General features: G+C 66.9%; 20 protein-coding genes and 6 tRNA genes. 17 read left to right on the top strand and 9 right to left on the bottom strand.

All coding sequences use genetic code 11. The annotated features are described in order from the left end of the window. Window positions 1-31: 31 nt before the first annotated feature. From PTQ19_RS08080 to PTQ19_RS08065, 4 genes are all read right to left on the bottom strand, one after another. Window positions 32-2,137 (bottom strand): 3-hydroxyacyl-CoA dehydrogenase NAD-binding domain-containing protein, encoded by a 2,106-nt coding sequence (locus tag PTQ19_RS08080; RefSeq protein ID WP_274369058.1) that lies wholly within the window; start codon window positions 2,135-2,137, stop codon window positions 32-34. A gap of 29 nt (window positions 2,138-2,166) precedes the next feature. Then, the gene (locus PTQ19_RS08075) at window positions 2,167-3,372 is read right to left on the bottom strand and encodes a thiolase family protein (protein WP_274366968.1); all 1,206 of its coding nucleotides are present in this window, start codon (window positions 3,370-3,372) and stop codon (window positions 2,167-2,169) included. Between the two features lie 73 nt (window positions 3,373-3,445). Beyond that, the gene (locus PTQ19_RS08070) at window positions 3,446-4,639 is read right to left on the bottom strand and encodes an HRDC domain-containing protein (RefSeq protein ID WP_274366967.1); all 1,194 of its coding nucleotides are present in this window, start codon (window positions 4,637-4,639) and stop codon (window positions 3,446-3,448) included. Continuing rightward, a complete protein-coding gene (locus tag PTQ19_RS08065; RefSeq protein ID WP_274366966.1) occupies window positions 4,632-5,213 on the bottom strand; it encodes a DUF3000 family protein in 582 nt (193 codons plus the stop codon). Before PTQ19_RS08065 ends, PTQ19_RS08070 begins: the two co-directional genes overlap by 8 nt. A gap of 25 nt (window positions 5,214-5,238) precedes the next feature. Here PTQ19_RS08065 and PTQ19_RS08060 point away from each other — a divergent pair, with 25 nt between their 5' ends. Continuing rightward, entirely contained in the window at window positions 5,239-6,402 is a 1,164-nt protein-coding gene (locus tag PTQ19_RS08060) for an alpha/beta hydrolase family protein (RefSeq protein ID WP_206823880.1), read from the top strand. 4 nt (window positions 6,403-6,406) lie between these two features. On the opposite strand, the gene PTQ19_RS08055 is transcribed toward PTQ19_RS08060, so the two are convergent. Both PTQ19_RS08055 and PTQ19_RS08050 read right to left on the bottom strand, forming a co-directional pair. After that, on the bottom strand, window positions 6,407-6,838 hold the full coding sequence (locus PTQ19_RS08055) for a SufE family protein (RefSeq protein ID WP_274366965.1): 432 nt from the start codon (window positions 6,836-6,838) through the stop codon (window positions 6,407-6,409). A 19-nt stretch (window positions 6,839-6,857) separates the two neighbouring features. Beyond that, complete coding sequence (locus tag PTQ19_RS08050; RefSeq protein ID WP_274366964.1) at window positions 6,858-7,754, bottom strand: sulfurtransferase; 897 nt, start codon at window positions 7,752-7,754, stop codon at window positions 6,858-6,860. A 129-nt stretch (window positions 7,755-7,883) separates the two neighbouring features. On the opposite strand from PTQ19_RS08050, the gene zapE reads away from it, so the two are divergent. From zapE to PTQ19_RS08035, 3 genes are all read left to right on the top strand, one after another. Then, window positions 7,884-8,930 (top strand): cell division protein ZapE, encoded by a 1,047-nt coding sequence (zapE, locus tag PTQ19_RS08045; protein WP_274366963.1) that lies wholly within the window; start codon window positions 7,884-7,886, stop codon window positions 8,928-8,930. A 113-nt stretch (window positions 8,931-9,043) separates the two neighbouring features. Next, a complete protein-coding gene (locus PTQ19_RS08040) occupies window positions 9,044-10,279 on the top strand; it encodes an ammonium transporter (protein WP_206820490.1) in 1,236 nt (411 codons plus the stop codon). Window positions 10,280-10,482: 203 nt separating this feature from the next. Continuing rightward, on the top strand, window positions 10,483-10,899 hold the full coding sequence (locus tag PTQ19_RS08035; RefSeq protein WP_242519685.1) for a type II toxin-antitoxin system PemK/MazF family toxin: 417 nt from the start codon (window positions 10,483-10,485) through the stop codon (window positions 10,897-10,899). Between the two features lie 3 nt (window positions 10,900-10,902). On the opposite strand, the gene PTQ19_RS08030 is transcribed toward PTQ19_RS08035, so the two are convergent. The 3 genes from PTQ19_RS08030 to PTQ19_RS08020 form a co-directional block, all read right to left on the bottom strand. Then, window positions 10,903-11,484, bottom strand: a complete 582-nt coding sequence (locus PTQ19_RS08030; protein ID WP_206549826.1) for a YceI family protein — start codon at window positions 11,482-11,484, stop codon at window positions 10,903-10,905. Then, the gene (locus tag PTQ19_RS08025) at window positions 11,481-12,005 is read right to left on the bottom strand and encodes a hypothetical protein (RefSeq protein WP_274366962.1); all 525 of its coding nucleotides are present in this window, start codon (window positions 12,003-12,005) and stop codon (window positions 11,481-11,483) included. The genes PTQ19_RS08030 and PTQ19_RS08025 overlap by 4 nt, the downstream gene beginning before the upstream one ends. A gap of 113 nt (window positions 12,006-12,118) precedes the next feature. Continuing rightward, window positions 12,119-12,194: transfer RNA gene (locus PTQ19_RS08020), tRNA-Val, on the bottom strand. A 197-nt stretch (window positions 12,195-12,391) separates the two neighbouring features. On the opposite strand from PTQ19_RS08020, the gene PTQ19_RS08015 reads away from it, so the two are divergent. The 13 genes from PTQ19_RS08015 to PTQ19_RS07955 all read left to right on the top strand — a co-directional run bounded on the left by PTQ19_RS08015 (window position 12,392) and on the right by PTQ19_RS07955 (window position 19,855). Then, window positions 12,392-12,464, top strand: a tRNA-Gly gene (locus PTQ19_RS08015). A 60-nt stretch (window positions 12,465-12,524) separates the two neighbouring features. Continuing rightward, window positions 12,525-12,595: transfer RNA gene (locus PTQ19_RS08010), tRNA-Cys, on the top strand. A 25-nt stretch (window positions 12,596-12,620) separates the two neighbouring features. Next, window positions 12,621-12,692, top strand: a tRNA-Val gene (locus tag PTQ19_RS08005). A 174-nt stretch (window positions 12,693-12,866) separates the two neighbouring features. Continuing rightward, window positions 12,867-12,939: transfer RNA gene (locus PTQ19_RS08000), tRNA-Gly, on the top strand. Between the two features lie 53 nt (window positions 12,940-12,992). After that, window positions 12,993-13,064, top strand: a tRNA-Val gene (locus PTQ19_RS07995). Window positions 13,065-13,274: 210 nt separating this feature from the next. Further along, entirely contained in the window at window positions 13,275-14,198 is a 924-nt protein-coding gene (locus PTQ19_RS07990; protein ID WP_274366961.1) for a PhnD/SsuA/transferrin family substrate-binding protein, read from the top strand. Window positions 14,199-14,202: 4 nt separating this feature from the next. Then, window positions 14,203-15,015: a phosphonate ABC transporter ATP-binding protein gene (phnC, locus tag PTQ19_RS07985; protein ID WP_274366960.1), complete on the top strand. Its 813-nt coding sequence runs from the start codon at window positions 14,203-14,205 to the stop codon at window positions 15,013-15,015. After that, window positions 15,012-15,875: a phosphonate ABC transporter, permease protein PhnE gene (gene phnE, locus PTQ19_RS07980; RefSeq protein WP_274366959.1), complete on the top strand. Its 864-nt coding sequence runs from the start codon at window positions 15,012-15,014 to the stop codon at window positions 15,873-15,875. Before phnC ends, phnE begins: the two co-directional genes overlap by 4 nt. Continuing rightward, window positions 15,872-16,648 carry a tyrosine-protein phosphatase gene (locus tag PTQ19_RS07975; protein WP_274366958.1) on the top strand — a complete coding sequence of 259 codons (777 nt, stop codon included), beginning with the start codon at window positions 15,872-15,874 and terminating at the stop codon, window positions 16,646-16,648. The genes phnE and PTQ19_RS07975 overlap by 4 nt, the downstream gene beginning before the upstream one ends. A gap of 23 nt (window positions 16,649-16,671) precedes the next feature. Next, window positions 16,672-17,271, top strand: coding sequence for a TetR/AcrR family transcriptional regulator (locus PTQ19_RS07970; protein WP_274366957.1), 600 nt, complete (start codon window positions 16,672-16,674; stop codon window positions 17,269-17,271). Between the two features lie 116 nt (window positions 17,272-17,387). Continuing rightward, window positions 17,388-17,573 (top strand): hypothetical protein, encoded by a 186-nt coding sequence (locus tag PTQ19_RS07965; RefSeq protein ID WP_179410763.1) that lies wholly within the window; start codon window positions 17,388-17,390, stop codon window positions 17,571-17,573. A 50-nt stretch (window positions 17,574-17,623) separates the two neighbouring features. Further along, entirely contained in the window at window positions 17,624-19,042 is a 1,419-nt protein-coding gene (locus PTQ19_RS07960; protein ID WP_274366956.1) for a rhodanese-like domain-containing protein, read from the top strand. 24 nt (window positions 19,043-19,066) lie between these two features. Beyond that, entirely contained in the window at window positions 19,067-19,855 is a 789-nt protein-coding gene (locus tag PTQ19_RS07955) for a sulfite exporter TauE/SafE family protein (RefSeq protein ID WP_179410765.1), read from the top strand. Window positions 19,856-19,866 lie beyond the last annotated feature (11 nt).

Raw genomic sequence — 19,866 nt, 5'->3', positions numbered from 1 at the left:
AAGTCGACGGGGCTTCGTGCGGTTCAGGCGGTCAGGCCTCGATGCCGCGGATCGGCGGCGTGTGGAACGTTCCGCCGAACACGCGCTCGGAAGCACCCTCGCGGTCAAGGTACGGTGAAGCGCCGCCGTCGATGAACGGCCAACCCGCGCCCAGGATCAGGCACAGGTCGATGTCCTCGACCTCGGGCACGACGCCCTCGTCCAGCATGATGCGGATCTCCTGCGCCAGGCCGTCCTGCACACGCGTCAGGATGGTGTCGGCATCCGCCGGCGACGAGCCGACGGCGCCCTTGAGCACCTTCTCAGCGGCCTTGGTCCAGCCGGTGACGCGTCCGCCCTTGTCCTTCTCGACGATCGCGTCCAGCTCGGCCAGAGCATGGAAGTTCTCGTTGGCGTAGAAACGCTCGGGGAACGCGCGCACCATGGTGTCCTGCACGTGCGCGGCGACCTTCCAGCCGACCAGATCGATCAGCTGGAACGGGCCCATCGGGAGGCCGAGCGGGCCGAAGGCCTTCTCGACCTCGGCGATCGGCGTGCCCTCGTAGACGGCACGTGCTGCCTCGCCCATGACCTTCGCCAGCAGGCGGTTCACCACGAACCCGGGGGCGTCTGCGGTGAGAACGGCGTTCTTGCCGAGGCCCTTCGCGACCACGAACGCGGTCGACAGCGCCGCGTCGCTGGTGTGCGGCGTCTTCACGACCTCGATCAGCGGCATCACCGCGACCGGGTTGAAGAAGTGGAAGCCGACCAGACGCTCGGGGTTGGCGAGTTTCGCGCCGATCTCTTCGACCGACAGCGACGACGTGTTGGTGGCGAGGATGGCGTCCTCGGCGACGATCTTCTCGATCTCACCGAACACCTGCTGCTTGACGCCGACCTCTTCGAACACGGCCTCGATGACGAAGTCGCAGTCCGCGTACAGGCTCTTGTCGGTGGTTCCCGTCACCAGCGAACGCAGCTTGTTCGCGGTGTCGGCGTCGACGCGGCCCTTGGCCTCGAGCTTGCCGATCTCGTCGTGGATGTATGCCACGCCCTTGTCGACGCGGGCCTGATCCAGATCGGTGATGAGCACCGGCACCTGCAGACGGCGCACGAACAGCAGGGCGAACTGGCTGGCCATGAGGCCCGCACCGATGATGCCGACCTTGGTGACCTTCTTCGCCAGCGTCTTGTCGGGTGCGCCGACCGGACGCTTCGCGCGCTTCTGCACCAGATCGAACGCGTACATCGACGCGGCGAACTGGTCGCCGGTCACGAGCTCGGCCAGGGCCTCGTCCTCACGGGCGAAGCCCTCTGCCTTCGTGCCGCTGCGGGCCTTGTCGAGCAGGTCGAGCGCGACGTAGGGCGAGCGCGGCACGGTGCCGATCTTCGACTCGAGCATGGTGCGCGCCATCTTGATGGCGACGGGCCACTTCACGGTGCGCTCGATCTTGCCGGGTGCGTTCTTGCGCTCGACCTTCTTGCCGCCCAGCACAGCGTCAGCCCAGACCAGCGAGTTCTCGAGGAAGTTCGCCGCCGGGAAGATGGCGTCCATGAGGCCCAGCTCGAACGCCTGCTGCGGCTTGAGCATGCGGTTCTGCTTGAGCGGGTTCGAGATGACGACCTCGAGGGCGTTCTCGATGCCGATCAGGTTCGGCACCAGGTAGGCGCCGCCCCAGCCGGGGATGATCCCGAGGAAGACCTCGGGCAGAGCCAAGGCGGCTGCCGAAGCATCGACGGTGCGGTAGGTGGAGTTCAGCGCGATCTCCATGCCGCCGCCCAGCGCCAGTCCGTTGACGAACGCGAAGGACGGCACACCGAGATCGGACAGCGACCCGATCACCTTGTGGCCCAGCTGTGCGATCAGGCGAGCGTTGTCCTTCGAGCCGACCCGGCTGATGTCGGACAGGTCGGCGCCGGCGGCGAGGATGTACTGCTTGCCGGTGATGCCGACGGCCTGGATCTCACCCGATGCGGCGCGTGCCTTGAGGGCGTTGAGCGTCTCGCCGAGCTCCGTGAGCGTCGCCGGACCCAGCGTGTTCGGACGGGTGTGGTCGCGCCCGTTGTCGAGCGTGATCAGCGCGAGCACCTTGCCCGAGGGAAGGCGGATGTCGCGCACGGGGGAGTGCGTGATCACCTCACCCTCGGTGAGGGCCATGATCGGCGAGAAGTCGATGTCCTCGTAGCTCACTTCTTCTTCTTTCCGTCGTAGTGCGGGTTCTCCCAGATGACCGAACCGCCCTGGCCGAGACCGACACACATCGCGGTGAGGCCGTAGCGCACGTCGGGGCGCTCGGCGAACTGCGCCGCGAGCTGGATCATCAGACGCACTCCGGATGCTGCCAGCGGGTGACCCAGCGCGATCGCGCCGCCCCACTGGTTGACCCGCGGGTCGTCATCGGCGATGCCGAAGTGATCGAGCAGCGAGATCACCTGCACGGCGAAGGCTTCGTTCAGCTCGAACAGACCGATGTCATCGATCGTGAGACCGGCCTTCTTCAGCGCCTTCTCGGTCGAGGGGATCGGACCGATGCCCATGATCTCGGGCTGCACACCGGCGAAGGCGAACGAGACCATCCGCATCTTCGGCGCCAGGCCGTGCTCCTTCACCGCACCGCCACCGGCGAGAAGCGACATGGTCGCGCCGTCGGTCAGCGGGGATGACGTGCCGGCGGTGACACGACCGTGCGGCCGGAACGGGGTCTTCAGCGCGGCCAGGTCGTCCATGGTCGTGCCCGGGCGACGCCCCTCGTCCTCGGTCGCCAGACCCCAGGCTCCGTCGGCGCCCTTGATTGCCACAGAGACGAGATCGGGCTGGATCTTGCCGGCGTCGTACGCAGCCTGCACCTTGTGCTGGCTGAGCATGCCGAAACGATCGGAGCGCTCCTTGGTGAGGTGCGGGAAGCGGTCGAACAGGCGCTCGGCCGTGACACCCATGTTCAGTGCGCCCGGGTCGACCATCTTCTCGGCGACGAAACGCGGGTTCGGGTCGGCGTTGCCGCCGATCGGGTGGTGTCCCATGTGCTCGACACCACCGGCGAGCGCGAAGTCGTACATGCCGATGCCGATCGATGCGGCCATGGTCGTCACGCTCGTCATGGCACCCGCGCACATGCGTTCGACGGCGAGGCCGGGAACGGTCTGCGGAAGGCCGGCGAGGATCGCGACCGACCGGCCCAGGGTGAGGCCCTGATCCCCGGTCTGCGACGTCGCGGCGATTGCCACATCGTCGATGCGCTCGGCCGGTACCCCGGCGTTGCGCTCCATCAGGCCGATGGTCGCCTTCACGGCGAGGTCATCTGCGCGGGTGTTCCAGTACATGCCCTTTTCGCCGGCGCGCCCGAAGGGTGTGCGCACTCCATCGACGAAGTAGACGTCCGAGATCTCGGCCACTCTGCCTCCAAAGGTTGGGGATGCGACCAGCCTAGGAGTGCGCGTCGTGGCGGGGGAATCGGTTGGGCGGACTCTACGAATCCGCCGTGTCGGCATCCGTCGTGGATTGCGGGCCTTCTACAAAGGCATCCGCGATCTTCTGTGCTGTATGCGCAACCTGCCAGGGCCGCGCGCCGAGTTCGCTGAGCGCGGCGCCGATGGCATCCGCGGTCAGCGCCGGCGGGTGCCAGGCGACCCGGCGCAGGTGCTCGGGCGTCAGTAGGTTCTCGGTGGGCATGTGCAGCTCTTCGGCGATCGCCTCGACCACCGGTCGGGCGGCCTTCAGCCGCAGATCGGCCTCGGGGTTGCGGTCCACCCACGCCCGAGGCGGTGGGAGGGAGTCGCTGGGCACCCGCTCGCGGGGCAGCTGCTCGGTGGCGCGGCCGCGCGCGATGGCGTCCCACCAGCGATCCAGTTGCGTGCGGCTGGCGCGACCGTTGAACTCCTTCAGGCCGGCGAGCGCCTGCTTCGAGGTGGGGGAGGCGAGCACGGCGGCCAAGAGTGCGCGGTCGGGCACGAGACGGCCCGGTGCGGCGTCGATCTCTCGGGCGTAGTCCTCCCGTGCCGTCCACAGCTCGCGTGCGACGGCGAGTTGGCGGGCACCGCGCACCTTGTGCAGACCGCTGAGGCGTCGCCATGGCTCTTCGCGCGGCGGCTTGGGTGGCCGATGCAGGGTGGCGTCGAACTCCTGCGCCGCGTACTCGGTCTTCTGCGAAGCTGCGAGTTCGTCGACGAGGGCGTCTCGCACGTCGATCAGATGCACGACGTCGAGCGCAGCGTACTCGAGCCACGGCGCCGGCAGCGGCCGGGTGGACCAGTCGGCTGCCGAGTGGGCCTTGGTCAGCGAGATGCCCAGCGTGCGCTCGACGACGGCGGCGAGGCCGAATCCGTCGCTGCCGAGCAGCCGCGATGCCAGTTCGGTGTCGAAGATGCGGGGTGGTTCGAGGTCGAGTTCTCGTAGGGATGGCAGGTCCTGGCTGGCCGCGTGGAACACCCACTCCTCGGCGCCGATGGCCCGCTGGAGTGCGCTGAAGTCGCCGATGGCGGGAGGATCGAAGAGGAAGACCCCGGCGTCGCGGCGAAAGACCTGGATCAGGTATGCGCGCTGCGAGTACCGGAATCCCGATGCTCGCTCAACATCGACGGCGACCGGCCCATCGCCCTCGGCCAGCGCGCGACTGGCCTTCTCGAACTCCGCGCGGTCGCTGATCACGGAGTAGTCAGCCACGTCCGCCCTTTCTTGCGCCGAACACGGCGACATCCTCTGATCCGGGCGGGAGCCCTGCGAGCATTCCCACCAGTTCCTCCCATGCTTCCACATGTGGCCGGAGGGGGGCGTCGGCTGTCCACGACGCGCGCAACTCGATCTGCGCGCCGTCGCCTTCTTCGGCGAGCGCTCCGAATCCCTTCGAGAGCATCTTCGTCGAGGTGCCCGATGCGGAGTGGTATTCGGCTCCGTGGTCGTCAAGTGCGTCGACAAGCCACGACCAGGCCACGTCCGCCAGCAACGGATCTGTGCCGATCTCGGGCTCGAGCGGAGCCTGGGCGTATGCGACGATCCGCCAGGCGCCGCCCCACGACGGCGGTTCGTCTGGATCGTGCAGCAGCACGAACCGCCCGGTGCCGTACAGGGAATCGCCGTGGTCATCGGGTCGCACATCCGCGGCCAGAGCGAAAGCGAACGGAGCGAGGTCGCGCGGGGCGGGGATCTCGCGCACGACGATGTCGGTCCGTGACGACGCCGTGCGCAACTCTGCCACCGCTGCGTCGAACAGGGCGGCGGCCTCCGGGTCTGCGGTCACGTGGACAGGCTAGAGTCAGGAGGCGATGAAGAGTCTCAGGCACGCCGCAGCGTTCGCCCTCCCCGTCGTCGCCGCTACGGCCGCGGCGGCCGCCGTCGCGGTGTTCAGTACCGCCCGCCGCGTGGTGACACCCGCCGTCCGTCAGAAGGATGTGCGCATCCGTTCCGTGGACACCGCGGCGCAGACGATCGAGCTCGACCGCACGGTCGATACCGAGCTCCCCGGCCGCTATGGGCTGTTTACCGCGGGATCACACGACTACGTCAAGCTCGGCGCGGTGCTGAGCGCTGATGCCACCAGTGTGCGCCGCAAGCTGCTCACACAGATCGCACCCGATGCGCACCTCGATCAGGACGCCGCCTTCAGCGGCTGGTACTACGTCGCACCGGATGAGCTGCACCTGCCGTGGAAGAACGTGCTGATCGGCTCGCCGGCCGGGCCCTGCCCGGCGTGGCTGTTTCCGCAGTCCTCCTCTACCTGGGTGATCCAGGTGCACGGCCGGGGCACGACGCGTTCGGAGTGCCTGCGTGCGGTGCCTGTCTTCCACGCGCTCGGGCTGCCCGTGCTCGTGGTCTCATACCGCAACGATGGCGAGGCGCCGCGTTCGCGGCGGGGTTCCTACGCGCTCGGGGCCGCGGAGTGGCGCGACGTCGACGCGGCGATCGGGTACGCGATGCGCCACGGCGCCGAGCGCATCGTGCTGATGGGCTGGTCGATGGGCGGCGCGATCGCGCTGCAGACGGCGGTGTCGTCCGCGCATCGGGAGGCGATCGCGGCACTGGTGCTGGATTCGCCGGTCGTGGACTGGCGCACCGTGCTGCGGTTCCAGGCGCGCGAGGCGGGCCTGCGGGAGCCCTTGCCCGCACTGGCGATGGGAGCGCTCCAGAACTCCGTGATGGCACGACTGAGCGGCGCCGAGGCGCCGATCGCGTTCGACCGCCTCGACATGGTGGCACGGGCATCCGAGCTCGATGCTCCCGTGCTGATCCTGCACAGCGAGGACGACGGTTTCGTCCCTGCCGACGCCTCGCACGCGCTCGCGAAGGCACGCCCGGATCTGGTCACCATGCCCGAGATCTCGGTCGCGCGGCACACCAAGCTGTGGAACTACGACCAGAGCGGGTGGACGGCGACGATCACCGACTGGATCACAGCGCAGGGGTTGGCCGAGGACGGCGCACCGAACTGAGCACTCAGCGCTTCTGTGCGACCTGGTTCTTGGCGCGCATCAGCATCCCGGTCATCCCGCCGATCCGAAGCGGCGAGACCAGTTTGGTCAGCCCGATCGTCTGGGGGTAGTCGCTGGGGATCGCCAGCACCTCGTCAGCGGTCAGCCCGGTGATGCCCTGCCCGAGGATACTGGCGAACCCGCGGGTCGTCGGTGCCTCCGGCGGCGCCGTCGCATGCATGGCGACGATGCCGTCGGAGACCTCGACGATGATGAAAACGGGGGACTGGCACTCCGCGACGCGCTCGTACAGCTCGGGATGGTCGGCGAGACGCTCCGGGACGGCCGGCAGCTCGTTCGCGAACTCCAGCAACAGCTCGAGGCGGTCGCTCTCGGGCAACTCGAGGAACTCGTCGCGGAACTCGGCGAGCGCGGCAGGGACGGGCGTGTCAGTCATCCCTGTGATTCTCCCACGCTCAGAGCGCGCCGGGCTCCGTGCCGGTCACGATCGGCACCCGCACGGCGCTGCCCCATTCGGTCCATGAGCCGTCGTAGTTGCGTACGTTCTCGAAGCCCAGCAGGTGCTGCAGCACGAACCAGCTGTGGCTGGAGCGCTCACCGATACGGCAGTACGCGATCACGTCGTCGCCGGGCGTGAGACCGGCGCCGTCGAGGTAGATCTGCTCCAGTTCGGCGCGCGACTTGAATCCGCCGTCCTCGGCGACCGCGCGCGCCCACGGCACGCTCTGCGCCGTCGGAATGTGACCGCCGCGCAGCGCGCCCTCCTCGGGGTATGCGGGCATGTGGGTGCGCTCACCGGAGTACTCCTCGGGAGAGCGCACGTCGATCAGCGGTCCGTGGCCGATGAAGGCCAGCACGTCGTCCTTGTAGGCGCGCAGCACCGAGTCGTCGCGCTCGACGACCGGGTACTCGGTGGCGGGACGCACGGTCTTCTCAGTGGTGAGGTCACGGCCCTCGGCGATCCATTTGTCGCGGCCGCCGTCGAGCAGGCGCACGTCCTCGTGCCCGAACAGTGAGAACACCCACAGGGCATATGCGGCCCACCAGTTGTTCTTGTCGCCGTAGATCACCACGGTGTCATCGCGCGAGATACCCTTGCGGCTGAGCAGGGCGGCGAAGCCCTCGCCGTCGACGTAGTCGCGCACCACAGGGTCGTTCAGTTCGGTGTGCCAGTCGACCTTCACCGCACCTGGGATGTGGCCGGTCTCGTACAGCAGCACGTCCTCGTCGGACTCGACGACGACGAGGCCGGGGGTGCCAAGGTTCTGTGCGAGCCACTCGGTGGTGACGAGACGACCGGGTTCGGCGTACTCGGCGAACTTGGCGGATGAGGTGTCGTGTGCGACGGTCACTATTGCTCCTCTGGGTGCAGGATGCCTGGGGTGTTGATGGACGGCGTAAAATCGAGCCGTCCCCTTTGACCCTAGATCCCTTCCAGCGTGCCCGCACTCGGATCGCAAGACTATGACTTCAGGAACGTGATGACCCAGCAGATCGGCACGGGTGTCGTGCATCTCACCGAACGCACACCCGTCGTGACCGGAGACGAGATGCTGGCCAGTCTTGTTCCGCCCCCGCAGTTCGACGGTGCGACCTTCGAGAGCTACCGCGCGGACGAGGCCTACCCGTCACAGGACGAGGCGAAGCGCACGCTGATGCGCTTCGCCGGTGGGGGAGAGCCCGTGAAGAAGGCCGGGCTGTTCCGGCGCGCACCGAAGGTCGAGCCCATGAAGCCGGGCGTCTACCTGGACGGCGGGTTCGGCGTCGGCAAGACCCACCTGTTGGCGTCGGTCTATCACGCGATGCCGGCACGGCGGAAGTATTTCGGGTCGTTCATCGAATACACCGCGCTGGTCGGAGCTCTCGGCTACAAGAACACCGTCGATCTGCTGCGCGGGGCCGACCTGCTCTGCATCGACGAGTTCGAGCTCGACGACCCGGGCGACACCATGGTCATGACCCGACTGCTGGGCGAGTTGGTGGCATCCGGAACCCGCCTCGCCGCCACCTCGAACACGCCGCCGAACGCGCTCGGCGAGGGACGCTTCGCGGCGCAGGACTTCCTGCGCGAGATCCACGCGATGTCCGAGGCGTTCCAGACTCTGCGCATCGATGGCGTCGACTACCGGCAGCGCGCTATCGATGGCACTGCCGTCGTGCTCGACGATGCCGGCTACGCCGCGACGATCGCGCGGGGCGCGACCGGGGGGACGGCATCCGACGATGACTTCTCGGATGCCATCCGTCACCTCGCCCAGGTGCATCCTTCGCGCTACATCCGTCTCATCGACAACGTCGACGTGGTCGGTCTGCGCGACGTGCGCGTGCTGAGCGATCAGTCTGAGGCGTTGCGGTTCGTCGCATTCGTCGACCGCGTCTACGACGCGCAGCTGCCGATCGCCGCGACCGGCGTCTCGCTCGACGCCGTGTTCGCCGATGAGATGCTCTCGGGCGGTTACCGCAAGAAGTACCTGCGCGCGATCTCCCGACTCAACGCGCTCACGCACTCATTGCCTGACGCCGCGTAACGCGACGTTCACATTCGGCCACGGCCTGTAACACGGCCGCAACACAGCGCGTCGGTCGTCGAAACACGACCGCCGCAGACTGAGCCTCGTTCACATGATTGAAGGAGGTTGGGATGGATGCTGCGGGCAACATCTCCTGGGCGATCACAGCCACTGCACTGGTGCTGCTGATGACACCGGGAGTGGCATTCTTCTATGGCGGACTGGTCAAGGCCAAGAGCGTCATCAGCATGATGATGATGAGCTTCGGCGCGATCGGTCTGATCGCGGTGCTCTGGGTGCTGTACGGGTTCTCGATGAGCGCGGTGTCAGACCCGATGCAGTTCGCGGGCAATCCTTTCGCCGACTTCGGCTTGGTGGACACCGCCGCGGGGGACGGCGCGAACGTGGCGCTGCTGAGCGTGGCTTACGGCGCCACGTTCGCGATCATCACCGTCGCGCTGATCTCGGGCGCGATCGCGGATCGGGCGAGGTTCGGTCCGTGGTTGATCTTCGTCGGCCTGTTCGGCACACTCGGGTACTTCCCGATCGCCGCATGGGTGTGGGGCGGTGGCTGGATCATGAACCTCGGAACGGCGCTGTTCGGTGAGGAGAGCGGCATCGCCGTGATCGACTACGCCGGTGGCACCGCGGTGCACATCAACGCGGGAGCCGCCGCTCTCGCGCTGGCGCTCGTGCTGGGCAAGCGGATCGGCTTCGCCAAGGGCATCCAGCGTCCGCACAACGTGCCGCTGACGCTGCTGGGGGCGGCGTTGCTGTGGTTCGGCTGGTTCGGGTTCAACGCCGGTGCGGAGTGGCTGGCCGACGACATGGGCAAGGTGGGTCTGATCGGGATCAACACCCTGGGGGCGGCGGCCGCGGGCATCCTCGGCTGGATCCTGATCGAGCGCATCAAGGACGGCAAGCCGACGTCGGTCGGCGCGGTGTCGGGCCTCGTGGCCGGTCTTGTCGCGATCACGCCGGCCTGCGCGAACCTCACGCCCGGTTGGGCGCTGCTGCTGGGAGCACTCGCGGGAGTCGCCTGCGCTCTCGCGGTGGACCTGAAGTACCGCTGGGGCTTCGATGACTCGCTCGACGTCGTGGGTCTGCACCTGGTGGGAGGTCTGCTGGGTACGGTGTACCTCGGCTTCTTCGCGACCGACCAGGGGCTGTTCACCGGTGGGGACTGGCGGTTGCTCGCGGTGCAGGTGATCGCGGCCGGGGGAGTGCTGGTGTACTCGTTCGTGGTGGCCCTCGTGATCGGCTTGGCGATCGAGAAGACGATCGGGTTCCGGGTGACCAGCGAGGATGAGGTCGCGGGCGTCGACCAGGTCGTGCACGGCGAGGCGGGCTACGCGCTGGTCGAGTAGCTGCTGGGTAGGGTAGGCAGGTGAGTTCGACGAACAAGTTCCTGTCTGCCCTCGCCGGCATCGTCAATCGGATGCTGGTGAAGGACGAATCACAGCGACCGCGTCGCCGGCACGCCGGCGACGCGGTGCTTCGTCCGGAGGGGCGGTCGCTTTCGGGTGGGTCGGTCGCACGCGATCACGGTGAGGACGTCGAGCCGGGGCGGATGCCCGGTGCCGAGACCGTGCAGGTCGATCCGGAACGGGTCGATGACGTCGCGGTCGGCTACTCACCGTCCCGCAATGACGCGCCGGACTCGGGTGAGATCATCTGGACCTGGGTGCCGTACGAGGAGAACGACGGCCGCGGCAAGGACCGCCCCGTTCTTGTGATCGGGCGGCACACGGCCGATCGAGTCTACGCCGTGCGGATGACCAGCAAGCCGCATGACCGCGATCGTGACTACCTGCCGATCGGCTCGGGAGCGTGGGATGTGCGCGGGCGTGAGTCCTGGGTGGACATCGAGCAGCTGTACAGCGTGCACCACGACGGCATGCGCCGCGAGGCGGCGGTGCTTGACGCTCAGCGCTACGCGCGTGTGGCGCGTGCGCTGATCGCACGCTATGGCTGGGCGCGTGAGTAGGACTCAGTCGCCCTGACCACCCTCGTCGGACTGCTCGGGCTGCGTCTTCACCGCGGAGATCTCGAACTCGAGCGTGATCTTCTCTGAGACCAGCACGCCACCCGAGTCGAGCGGGGTGTTCCACTCCAGGCCGAAGTCCCTGCGATTCAGACGCCGACTTCCCTCGAAGCCGGCCCGCAACTCGCCGTACGCCCCTGTCTCAATGCCGGTCAGGGCCAGGGGGATCATCACCTGACGCGTGACGTCACGGATGGTGAGCTCTCCCGTGACGCCGAAGGCGCGATCGTCGACCTCTTCGATCTGCGTGCTCACGAACGTGATCTGCGGCCACTTCTCGGCGTCGAAGAAGTCGGCGCTGCGCAGGTGCTCGTCGCGCTGAGCGCTGCGGGTGTCGATGCTGGCGACCTCCATGCTGACCTTCGCCCAGGACTTCTCGGGCTGCTCGGTGTCGACATGCAGGTGACCGGTGATGTCGTTGAACGCCCCGCGAACGGTCGTGACCATCGCGTGCTTGGCCGAGAATCCGATGCGGGTGTGAGCCGGGTCGATCTCCCAATCGCCGTTCACCTTCGCGTGTTCGATCACGTGACGCTCCTGTTTCTTCTCGCTCGGGTAGCGATATGCCGGATCGAGCGTACCGGCATCGGTTGGGTCCGGTCGAACGGTGCCACGGGAGCGCGCGGCGTGCGCCCATCAGCCAGTGTCCCCGTTCCGACGAGGACGCCCGCCAGGATCCAGGCGGACGCCTGCCCGTAGCCCGTTCCCGGAGGTACATCGTGGTGCCCGCCGACGAAGCCCAGCGCGAGTGCGTACTCGGTGATGCTGTTCATGAGCAGCACGAGCACAGCAGCGCTGATGCCGAGAACTCGTGCAGGGCGAGTTCGAAGAACGAAGGCGGCCGTGATGGTGAGAACAAGAGCGAGACCCCAGAGAAGCGCCAGTGCTGCGAGATGCTCCGGGCCATCCATCGCTGCCGTGCAGGCCTCGACGGAACTTCCTGCAGCGCAAGGGAGCCACGCCTGGTGGGTCAGTAACGCGCCGCGGATGCCCACCGCAACAAGCGAAGCCGCCAGCACCCCACCAAGCACAAGTCGAAACGCGCGCATTCGTGCCCCCAGTTCGTCGCGGCTCAGCCTAGCGCCGGCGAGTGCGTCGCTTCACTCGGCATAGACCGCCCGACCGGAACGAGAAAGGCCCGGGAGCTTCCCGGGCCTTTCGATGGTGGGCGATGCGGGACTCGAACCCACGACCTCTTCCGTGTGAAGGAAGCGCGCTACCAACTGCGCCAATCGCCCATGTGTTGTTGTGATGTGCTCAAGGGCACAGATAGAGAGCATACCCGATCGGCGGGGGAGTGCCGGCACCGTGGCGCAGCCCGGGCGTGGCGCTCGGCGTGCGCGTCGTCGGACACGCCCGGATGCGCGGAGTGGTTTGGTGATGCGGTGAACCTGGGCTAATGTATTTCAAGTGCCCGGGACGCCGGGAACGAAATGCGGATGTAGCGCAGTTGGTAGCGCATCACCTTGCCAAGGTGAGGGTCGCGAGTTCGAGTCTCGTCATCCGCTCGAGTGCAGGAGCCCCCGTAAGGGGGGGGTTTCGGCATGTGGAGTTCGAATCCACCTCGCGGTGGCGTGGCCGAGAGGCTAGGCACCGGCCTGCAAAGCCGTTTACACGGGTTCGAATCCCGTCGCCACCTCTCCGACAACTGAATAGCCCATTGGGCGCGATTGGCGCAGCGGTAGCGCGCTTCCCTGACACGGAAGAGGTCACTGGTTCGATCCCAGTATCGCGCACAGACGAAGCCCCCGGTCCAGCCGGGGGTTTTCTTGTGTGTGTGTGGAGAGGTGACCGCAGGGCTGTCGGGTGGTCGGCGCTCCGGCTTCGGTGCCGGGTTGACCGGGATGGTCGATCGCAGTGGTGAACGTGGGGTAAAGTAGATGAAGTGCCCGGCTCGCCGGGAGCGAAATGCGGATGTAGCGCAGTTGGTAGCGCATCACCTTGCCAAGGTGAGGGTCGCGAGTTCGAGTCTCGTCATCCGCTCGAATGTAGGATTTCTTCTTAAGATGCCTGCATGTGAACTGAACAGCCCTTTGGCGCGATTGGCGCAGCGGTAGCGCGCTTCCCTGACACGGAAGAGGTCACTGGTTCGATCCCAGTATCGCGCACACGCATAACCCCCTGAGAGATCAGGGGGTTTTCGCGTTTTGTGGGCGCGACACCTCGTGTGGTTACGAGACCGATGTGCTCGTAACTCACCATTCACCGAGACTTCTGCCGCCGTACCGGCGGTCTCGTAATTCGTGGACACCTTGTGGCGCGACTGTGGTTACCGAGCCCGAGCGAACGACTCGGCCCCGACACCCGAAAGGTCTCCCATGCGCTCTCGCACCTCACGCGCTCTCGGTACGCTCGCCATTGGCGTCGTCGCTCTCACCGGCTGCTCCGGTGGGGCATCCGCCGAAGGGGCCTCCGATCCGGCGCCCAGCACCATACGCATGGTGACGCTACCGCTCGTGGACGATCCGAACGCGGTCACCCCCGTGGATGCTTTGAAGAACCTCCTGGGTGAGGCGACTGGCCTCGATGTCGAGATCACCGACGTGCCGAGTTACTCCGCCGCGATCGAGGCGGTGCGCGCCGGGCACTCCGACATCGTGATGGCCAGCGGATTTCCGGCAGCACTCGCGGTCAACACCGGAGAAGTCGATCCGCTGGTCGCGTGGCCGGGCGCAGACGACCCGGTATCGACCTGCCTCGTGCTGGATGATTCCGAGTTGCACGACCTCAACGACATCACCGTCGACACTGTCGTCGTCTTCGCTGATCCCGCATCCAGCTCGGGCTACTTCATGCCTGTGCACATGCTGGACGCAGCCGGACTGACGAAGGACGAGGATTACACGTCGATGATGTCGGGCGGTCACGACCGCAGTCTGCTCGCGCTTCAGCAGGGACAGGCCGATGTCGCCTGCACGTCGACGCTCTTTCCGCCGATGGCGGGGCAAGGCTCGCCACTCTTTCCGTTCGAGGTCGGCGAGACGCGCTCTATCGGCGAGAGCATCCCCATGCCGGTGGCGATGACCCTCCTCGGCAGTCAGAGTATGGCGCCGGAGAAGAGGGCGGCTCTGCTGGACGCCATCCCCGTGGTCTACGACCTGGACAATGCCGATGAGCTCGGCCTGTACGCGGAAGGCATCCCCGAGGGCATCGAGCCGATCGTCGAGCCCGCGACCGACCTGTTCCAGCCCTTCGTCGACATCGCCGCAGTCGCGGGCGTCGACATCTCCGATCTCGACTGACCTCATGACTGTGCTCATGAACCCTCCTGACGCGAGTCGCGAAGCGGTCGGTGTGCAACGAGCCGTATCGGTCCGCGGGCTGCGTGTGCGGTATGGCTCCGATGGCCCATTCGTTCTCGACGGCGTCGACCTCGACCTGAATCCCGGCGAGATGGTCGGAGTTCTCGGCGCCTCGGGCTCCGGCAAGTCCACCCTCATGAAGGCCATCACAGGGTTTGCTCCGGTCACCGGAGGGACGGTGTGGGTGAACGGACGCGACGTATCAGCCCTGCGCGGCCGACGTCTGCGGGCATTGCGCTCCGACGTCGGGCAGGTCTTTCAGCAGTTCAACCTGATCGGCCGGCTCTCAGTGCTCACCAACGTGCTGGCCGGCGCGCTCCACGCTGCCGGCCCGCTGAACCTGTTGGGCACCTTCAGCCAGGAAGACCGTCGACGCGCGCTCGAGCTGCTCGACCGAGTCGGCATTGCGCACAAGGCCAACGACGAGGCGAGATCGCTGTCGGGCGGTCAGCAGCAGCGCGTCGCGATCGCTCGTGCGCTGATGCAGCGCCCAAGCGTGATTCTCGCCGACGAACCGGTCGCGTCTCTCGATCCCCGCATGAGCGACACGGTGCTCGAACTGCTGCGATCCATCGCGCACCAAGAGCAGATCCCGGTGCTGGTGAGCCTGCACGTGCTGCCGTTGGCCATGGCGCACTCCGACCGCATCGTGGGGCTTCGTCACGGCGAAATCGTCGTCGCCGGAACGACCACAGAGCTGACGACCGAGGAACTCACGGTGGTCTACGAGACCGACGACGAGGAGGCGACCGCATGACCAGGCGTGGTACGTCTGCAGACGGTACGACCGCGGCGGCACCCCGCCGCAAGACGTCGCCGGCGCTCGACCCGCGCGAGCGCGAACGCCTCGAGAGAGCCTTCCGCATTCCGCGCGCACGATTCGTGGTCGGCGCGATCATCGGTGTGGCCGTCTTCGTCTGGGCGGCCAACGGTGGGCGCTTCAACGTCGTCAAGCTGGGGGAGGGCGCTGTCAATATGGGCGAGTTCCTGCTTCGCCTGTTCCCACCCGACTTCTCGCAGTTCGACCTGATCGTCTCGTTGCTCATCGAGACACTCCAGATGGCCGTGGTCGGTACGGTACTGGGCACAGTGCTCGCTCTGCTCATCGCCTTCGGTGCGGCGAGCAACATCGCCCCTCCCTGGCTGTACTACCCGTGTCGCTGGCTCATGAACATCATCCGCGCTCTGCCAGATCTCGTCATCGCGCTGATGTTCGTCTCCGCCGTCGGGCTGGGCCCGTTCGCCGGCATCCTCGCGATGACCGTCGGCTCGATCGGTTCGATAGGCAAGGTGTTCGCCGAAGCGATGGAGGCGGTCGATCGTGGCCCGATCACCGCCATGCACTCCGTCGGCGCATCGAAGCGTCAGATCGTTCAGTACGGCGTCCTCCCGCAGGCCATGCCGCTGCTCGCGAGCTACACCCTGCTGTTGTTCGAAGGGAACATCCGGGGCGCAACGATCCTCGGCCTCGTCGGTGCCGGGGGTATTGGCCTCGAGCTGACTACAGCCATGAACATGTACGACTACGGCCACCTGTCGGCGATGGTGATCTGCATCATCGTGCTTGTCACTGTCATCGACCAGGTCAGCGCCATCATCCGAAAGAAGATCACATGACTCCGCTCACCCCTGTCTCGCCTCCCCTGAGCGCACCGGTCAACCTCCGCGAACTGCGCGGTATCGCGATCGAGGGGGGCCGGGTGCGCCCCGGGTTCGCTCTTCGTGCCGACGACCTGTCGTACATCACCGACCACGATGCGCGAGTGCTCGTTCGGGACGGCCTGTCGGCGGTCATCGACCTGCGCTCGAATGTCGAGGCGCGTTTGACGGGCCGCGGGCCGCTGGCCGATCTGCCGGTCACCTATCACCACATCTCGCTGCTCACACAGGAAGCGACGGATGCCGCCTTCGGGGGCACACCCGGCGCGGGGTATCGCGAGCGCTACGTTCCCATGTACGTGTCTCTGTTCGAAGGATCGGCGCCGCTGCTCGTGCAAGCCCTCTCAGTCATTGTTGCGGCGCCCGGCTCGGTCGCGTTTCACTGCTCGGCGGGTAAAGACCGGACGGGGGTGCTCGCTGCTGCACTGCTCCTGACGCTTGGCGCCTCCGATGACGAGATCTGCGCAGACTACGGTCGCACGGGACCGAATGTGCCCGCGGTCATGGAACGCACGCAGCCGATCCTGGGTCCGATGATGCAGGCGATGGGGATTCCGATGGATGCCGCAGCCCTCGCTGCGGCCGATGCGGGCTTCCATCCGGACGCGATGCGGGGCACGCTCGACGCGCTGCGCGCCCGGCATGGGGGTGACGCTCTCGCTCCACTGCGACGTGCGGGACTGAGCGACGATCGAGTCGCGGCGCTGCGTGCAAAGGCACTGCGCGGATGAGCGCGGCCGCTCGGAGCGACGCCATGTCTGCGCAGACGCGCCGGCGCCCAGGGCGGCCGCGCATCGAAGAGCACGACGGGAGGATCCTCCACGGGGCCCTCGCGCTGATCGACGCGGGGAAGGAAGTCACCGTGAACGCCGTCGTCGAGGCCAGCGGAGTCTCGCGCGCGGCGCTCTACCGCCGATGGGGGAGGCTGACCGATCTCGTGGCGGCGGCACTGGACCACGGCAGAAGCAGCGTGATTGATATTCGTCTTGAGGGCGATCTGAGGCAGAACATCATTGATGCCTACTTCAGGAGCCCCCGGGACATCTTCAGCGCGCAGTACTCCGATCGCCGATTTCGCATGCGCATGCACCTGGTGATGGCCGATCGCGAGCTGCAGCGCACGTACTGGCGGTCGCATGTGACTCACCGCAGGGTCGGCATCGAGCGCGCGCTCCGGCACGGCGTGGAGCAAGGGGTGCTGCGCCCGGATCTGGACATCGACTCCAGCATCGACCTGATCAACGGTGTCTTCTACTACCAGGGCTTCGTGCGGGGCGTGCCATTGGGTGATGCTGATGCGCTCGGGCGGTGCCGGAGCGCCTTTGAGACAGCCTGGCGGGGGATGCTGGCGTAGCCCTCCACGAGGCCCTTCGACTGTCGCTCGAGTTGACAATGCCGATACCCCCTAGGGTATAGTCGATCTCATCACGCATACCCCTAGGGGTATCCAAATGAGATTGAGGATGAGCCATGTGCCGACCGACGACCTGCCGCACCTGCGGAAAGACGACCTGGGCGGGCTGCGGCCAGCACGTCGCATCTGTGAAGCGCAGCGTCCCCGCCGGACAGTGGTGCGGCGGAACGCACACGCAAGCGCAGATCGACGCTGCCAAGTCCGAACGCGGCGGATTCTTCGCACGCCTGTTCGGGCGCTGAGAACGCGCACCACCCACTGACCGACTGCTCCGCACACGAAGGGACTGACCATGCTTCTGGAACGCATCTACGATGAGGACCTCGCGCAGGCGAGCTACGTCATCGGCTGCCAGGCGAAGGGCGAGGCGATCGTCGTCGACCCCCGCCGCGACCTCGACGTCTACCTGGATCTTGCCGCGAAGAACGGTATGAAGATCGTCGCCGTCACCGAGACCCACATCCACGCGGATTACCTCTCGGGCACCCGCGAGCTCGCCGCCGCCACCGGCGCGACGATGTACGTCTCCGACGAGGGTGGTCCCGACTGGACGTACTCGGATGCCTTCGTCGGCGCCGTGCGGATGAAGCACGGTCACCGCATCGCACTCGGCAACATCACCGTCGAGGCGGTTCACACCCCCGGACACACCCCCGAGCACCTGTCGTTCCTCGTCACCGATGGCGCGCAGTCGAGCGATCCCGGGTTCATGCTCACCGGAGACTTCGTGTTCGTCGGTGATCTCGGACGCCCCGACCTGCTCGATGAGGCCGCCGGCTTCGTCGACACCCGTTTCGCCGGGGCCAAGGATCTGTTCGCCAGCCTGCGCGACCGGTTCCTCACCCTGCCCGATTACGTGCAGGTGCTTCCCGCCCACGGTTCCGGATCGGCCTGCGGCAAGGCGCTGGGCGCGATCGCATCGACCACGGTCGGCTACGAGCGCAACTTCTCGTGGTGGTCCCGCTATCTGAAGAACGATGATGAGCAGGGCTTCATCGATGAGTTGCTCAACGGCCAGCCCGACGCTCACGCGTACTTCGCTCGGATGAAGCAGCAGAACAAGATCGGCCCCGCAGTGATCGGCGACGAGCCCGAACTCATCGAGTACACCAGCGAGCGGCTGGGGGCAGAACTCGCCGATGACAGTGTCATCTTCGTCGACACCCGCCACAACGGCCAGGTGCACGAGGGAACGGTCGAGGGCGCCCTCAACATCCCGGGCGTTCAGAAGGCCGCCAGCTACGGCGCGTGGGTGTACGACCCCGAGACAGAGCAGCGTCCGCTGGTGCTGCTCGCCGCGAGTCGCGATGAGGCCGAGCAGATGCGCGATCACCTGATCCGCGTCGGCATTGACGCTGTGCGGGGCTTCATCACCTCTCTGGACGGACTCGACCTGGTCGTACCCAAGCTCGTCCAACCCGAGGACCTCGACGGATTCGAGCATGTCCTGCTGCTCGACGTGCGCAACAAGACCGAGTTCGCTGCCGGACACCTGCCGGGCGCCGCACAGCTCTCGGGCGGCCGTGTGCTGTGGAACCTGGACCAACTGCCGGCTGCGGACGCCGGCACGATCGTCACCTACTGCCAGAGTGGCGTGCGCAACAGCGTCGCCGCCAGTGCACTGCGCCGCAAGGGCTACGACATCGCCGAGCTCGACGGCAGCTACAACGCCTGGGTGCAGATGTCGGGCGCCCTGCCCGTCGCCGCCTGATCCGAAGCCCGTTCTGGAGCCCGAGTGGAACCCCATCTGATCATCATCGCTCTCGCGCTTGCCGCGCTGGTGGGCGTCTCGCTCGGGCTTCTCGGCGGCGGAGGGTCGATCCTCACCGTTCCGATTCTCACCTACGTACTGGGGATGGAACCGCGAGAGGCGATCGCCTCGTCGCTGTTCATCGTCGGTGCGACCAGCGCGGTGAGCATGATCAGTCATGCGCGCGCCGGGCGAGTGCGCTGGAAGACCGGCGCACTCTTCGGCGTGGCCGGTATGGCCGGCGCCTTCGTCGGCGGGCTCATCGGCGGGTTCATCCCTGGTGTGGTGCTCATGGTGCTCTTCGCGATCATGATGATCGTCACCGCCATCGCCATGATCCGCGGACGCAAGTCCGCGGGCGACGCGGCATCGGCACCCACACACGGCCGGGCGACGATCCGCATCCTCATCGACGGACTTCTCGTCGGCGTCGCGACGGGTCTGGTCGGCGCCGGCGGGGGATTCCTCGTCGTGCCCGCGTTGAATCTGCTCGGCGGCCTGCCCATGGCCGTCGCCGTCGGTACCTCGCTGCTCGTGATCGCCATGAAGTCGTTCGCGGGGCTCGGTGGATACCTGCTCTCGGTTCCCGTGCAGTGGCCCATCGTGCTCGGATTCACCGCAACGGCGATCGCCGGATCGTTCGTCGGCGTCGCCCTCGCCGGACGCCTCCCCGAGCGGGCACTCCGCCGCGGGTTCGGCATCTTCGTGCTGGCGATGGGCGCGTTCGTACTGACCCAAGAACTGCCCCCACTCCTGACGACCCTGACCACCTGACCGCCCTCACC

Origin of the sequence: Microbacterium esteraromaticum (genome assembly GCF_028747645.1) — a bacterium.
GTDB classification, from domain to species: domain Bacteria; phylum Actinomycetota; class Actinomycetes; order Actinomycetales; family Microbacteriaceae; genus Microbacterium; species Microbacterium esteraromaticum_C.
Note: the sequence above shows the minus strand (reverse complement) of the source record. Positions and strands in the feature narration are given on the sequence as shown.

Bases quoted from the DNA above. Each gene is read 5' to 3' on its own strand.
- PTQ19_RS08080 (WP_274369058.1), bottom strand. From the start codon at position 2,137: ATGGCCCTCACCGAGGGTGAGGTGATCACGCACTCCCCCGTGCGCGAC.
- PTQ19_RS08060 (WP_206823880.1), top strand. From the start codon at position 5,239: ATGAAGAGTCTCAGGCACGCCGCAGCGTTCGCCCTCCCCGTCGTCGCC.
- PTQ19_RS08055 (WP_274366965.1), bottom strand. From the start codon at position 6,838: ATGACTGACACGCCCGTCCCTGCCGCGCTCGCCGAGTTCCGCGACGAG.
- zapE (WP_274366963.1), top strand. From the start codon at position 7,884: ATGACCCAGCAGATCGGCACGGGTGTCGTGCATCTCACCGAACGCACA.
- PTQ19_RS08040 (WP_206820490.1), top strand. From the start codon at position 9,044: ATGGATGCTGCGGGCAACATCTCCTGGGCGATCACAGCCACTGCACTG.
- PTQ19_RS08035 (WP_242519685.1), top strand. From the start codon at position 10,483: ATGCCCGGTGCCGAGACCGTGCAGGTCGATCCGGAACGGGTCGATGAC.
- PTQ19_RS08025 (WP_274366962.1), bottom strand. From the start codon at position 12,005: ATGCGCGCGTTTCGACTTGTGCTTGGTGGGGTGCTGGCGGCTTCGCTT.
- PTQ19_RS07990 (WP_274366961.1), top strand. From the start codon at position 13,275: ATGCGCTCTCGCACCTCACGCGCTCTCGGTACGCTCGCCATTGGCGTC.
- phnC (WP_274366960.1), top strand. From the start codon at position 14,203: ATGACTGTGCTCATGAACCCTCCTGACGCGAGTCGCGAAGCGGTCGGT.
- phnE (WP_274366959.1), top strand. From the start codon at position 15,012: ATGACCAGGCGTGGTACGTCTGCAGACGGTACGACCGCGGCGGCACCC.
- PTQ19_RS07975 (WP_274366958.1), top strand. From the start codon at position 15,872: ATGACTCCGCTCACCCCTGTCTCGCCTCCCCTGAGCGCACCGGTCAAC.
- PTQ19_RS07970 (WP_274366957.1), top strand. From the start codon at position 16,672: ATGTCTGCGCAGACGCGCCGGCGCCCAGGGCGGCCGCGCATCGAAGAG.
- PTQ19_RS07965 (WP_179410763.1), top strand. From the start codon at position 17,388: ATGTGCCGACCGACGACCTGCCGCACCTGCGGAAAGACGACCTGGGCG.
- PTQ19_RS07960 (WP_274366956.1), top strand. From the start codon at position 17,624: ATGCTTCTGGAACGCATCTACGATGAGGACCTCGCGCAGGCGAGCTAC.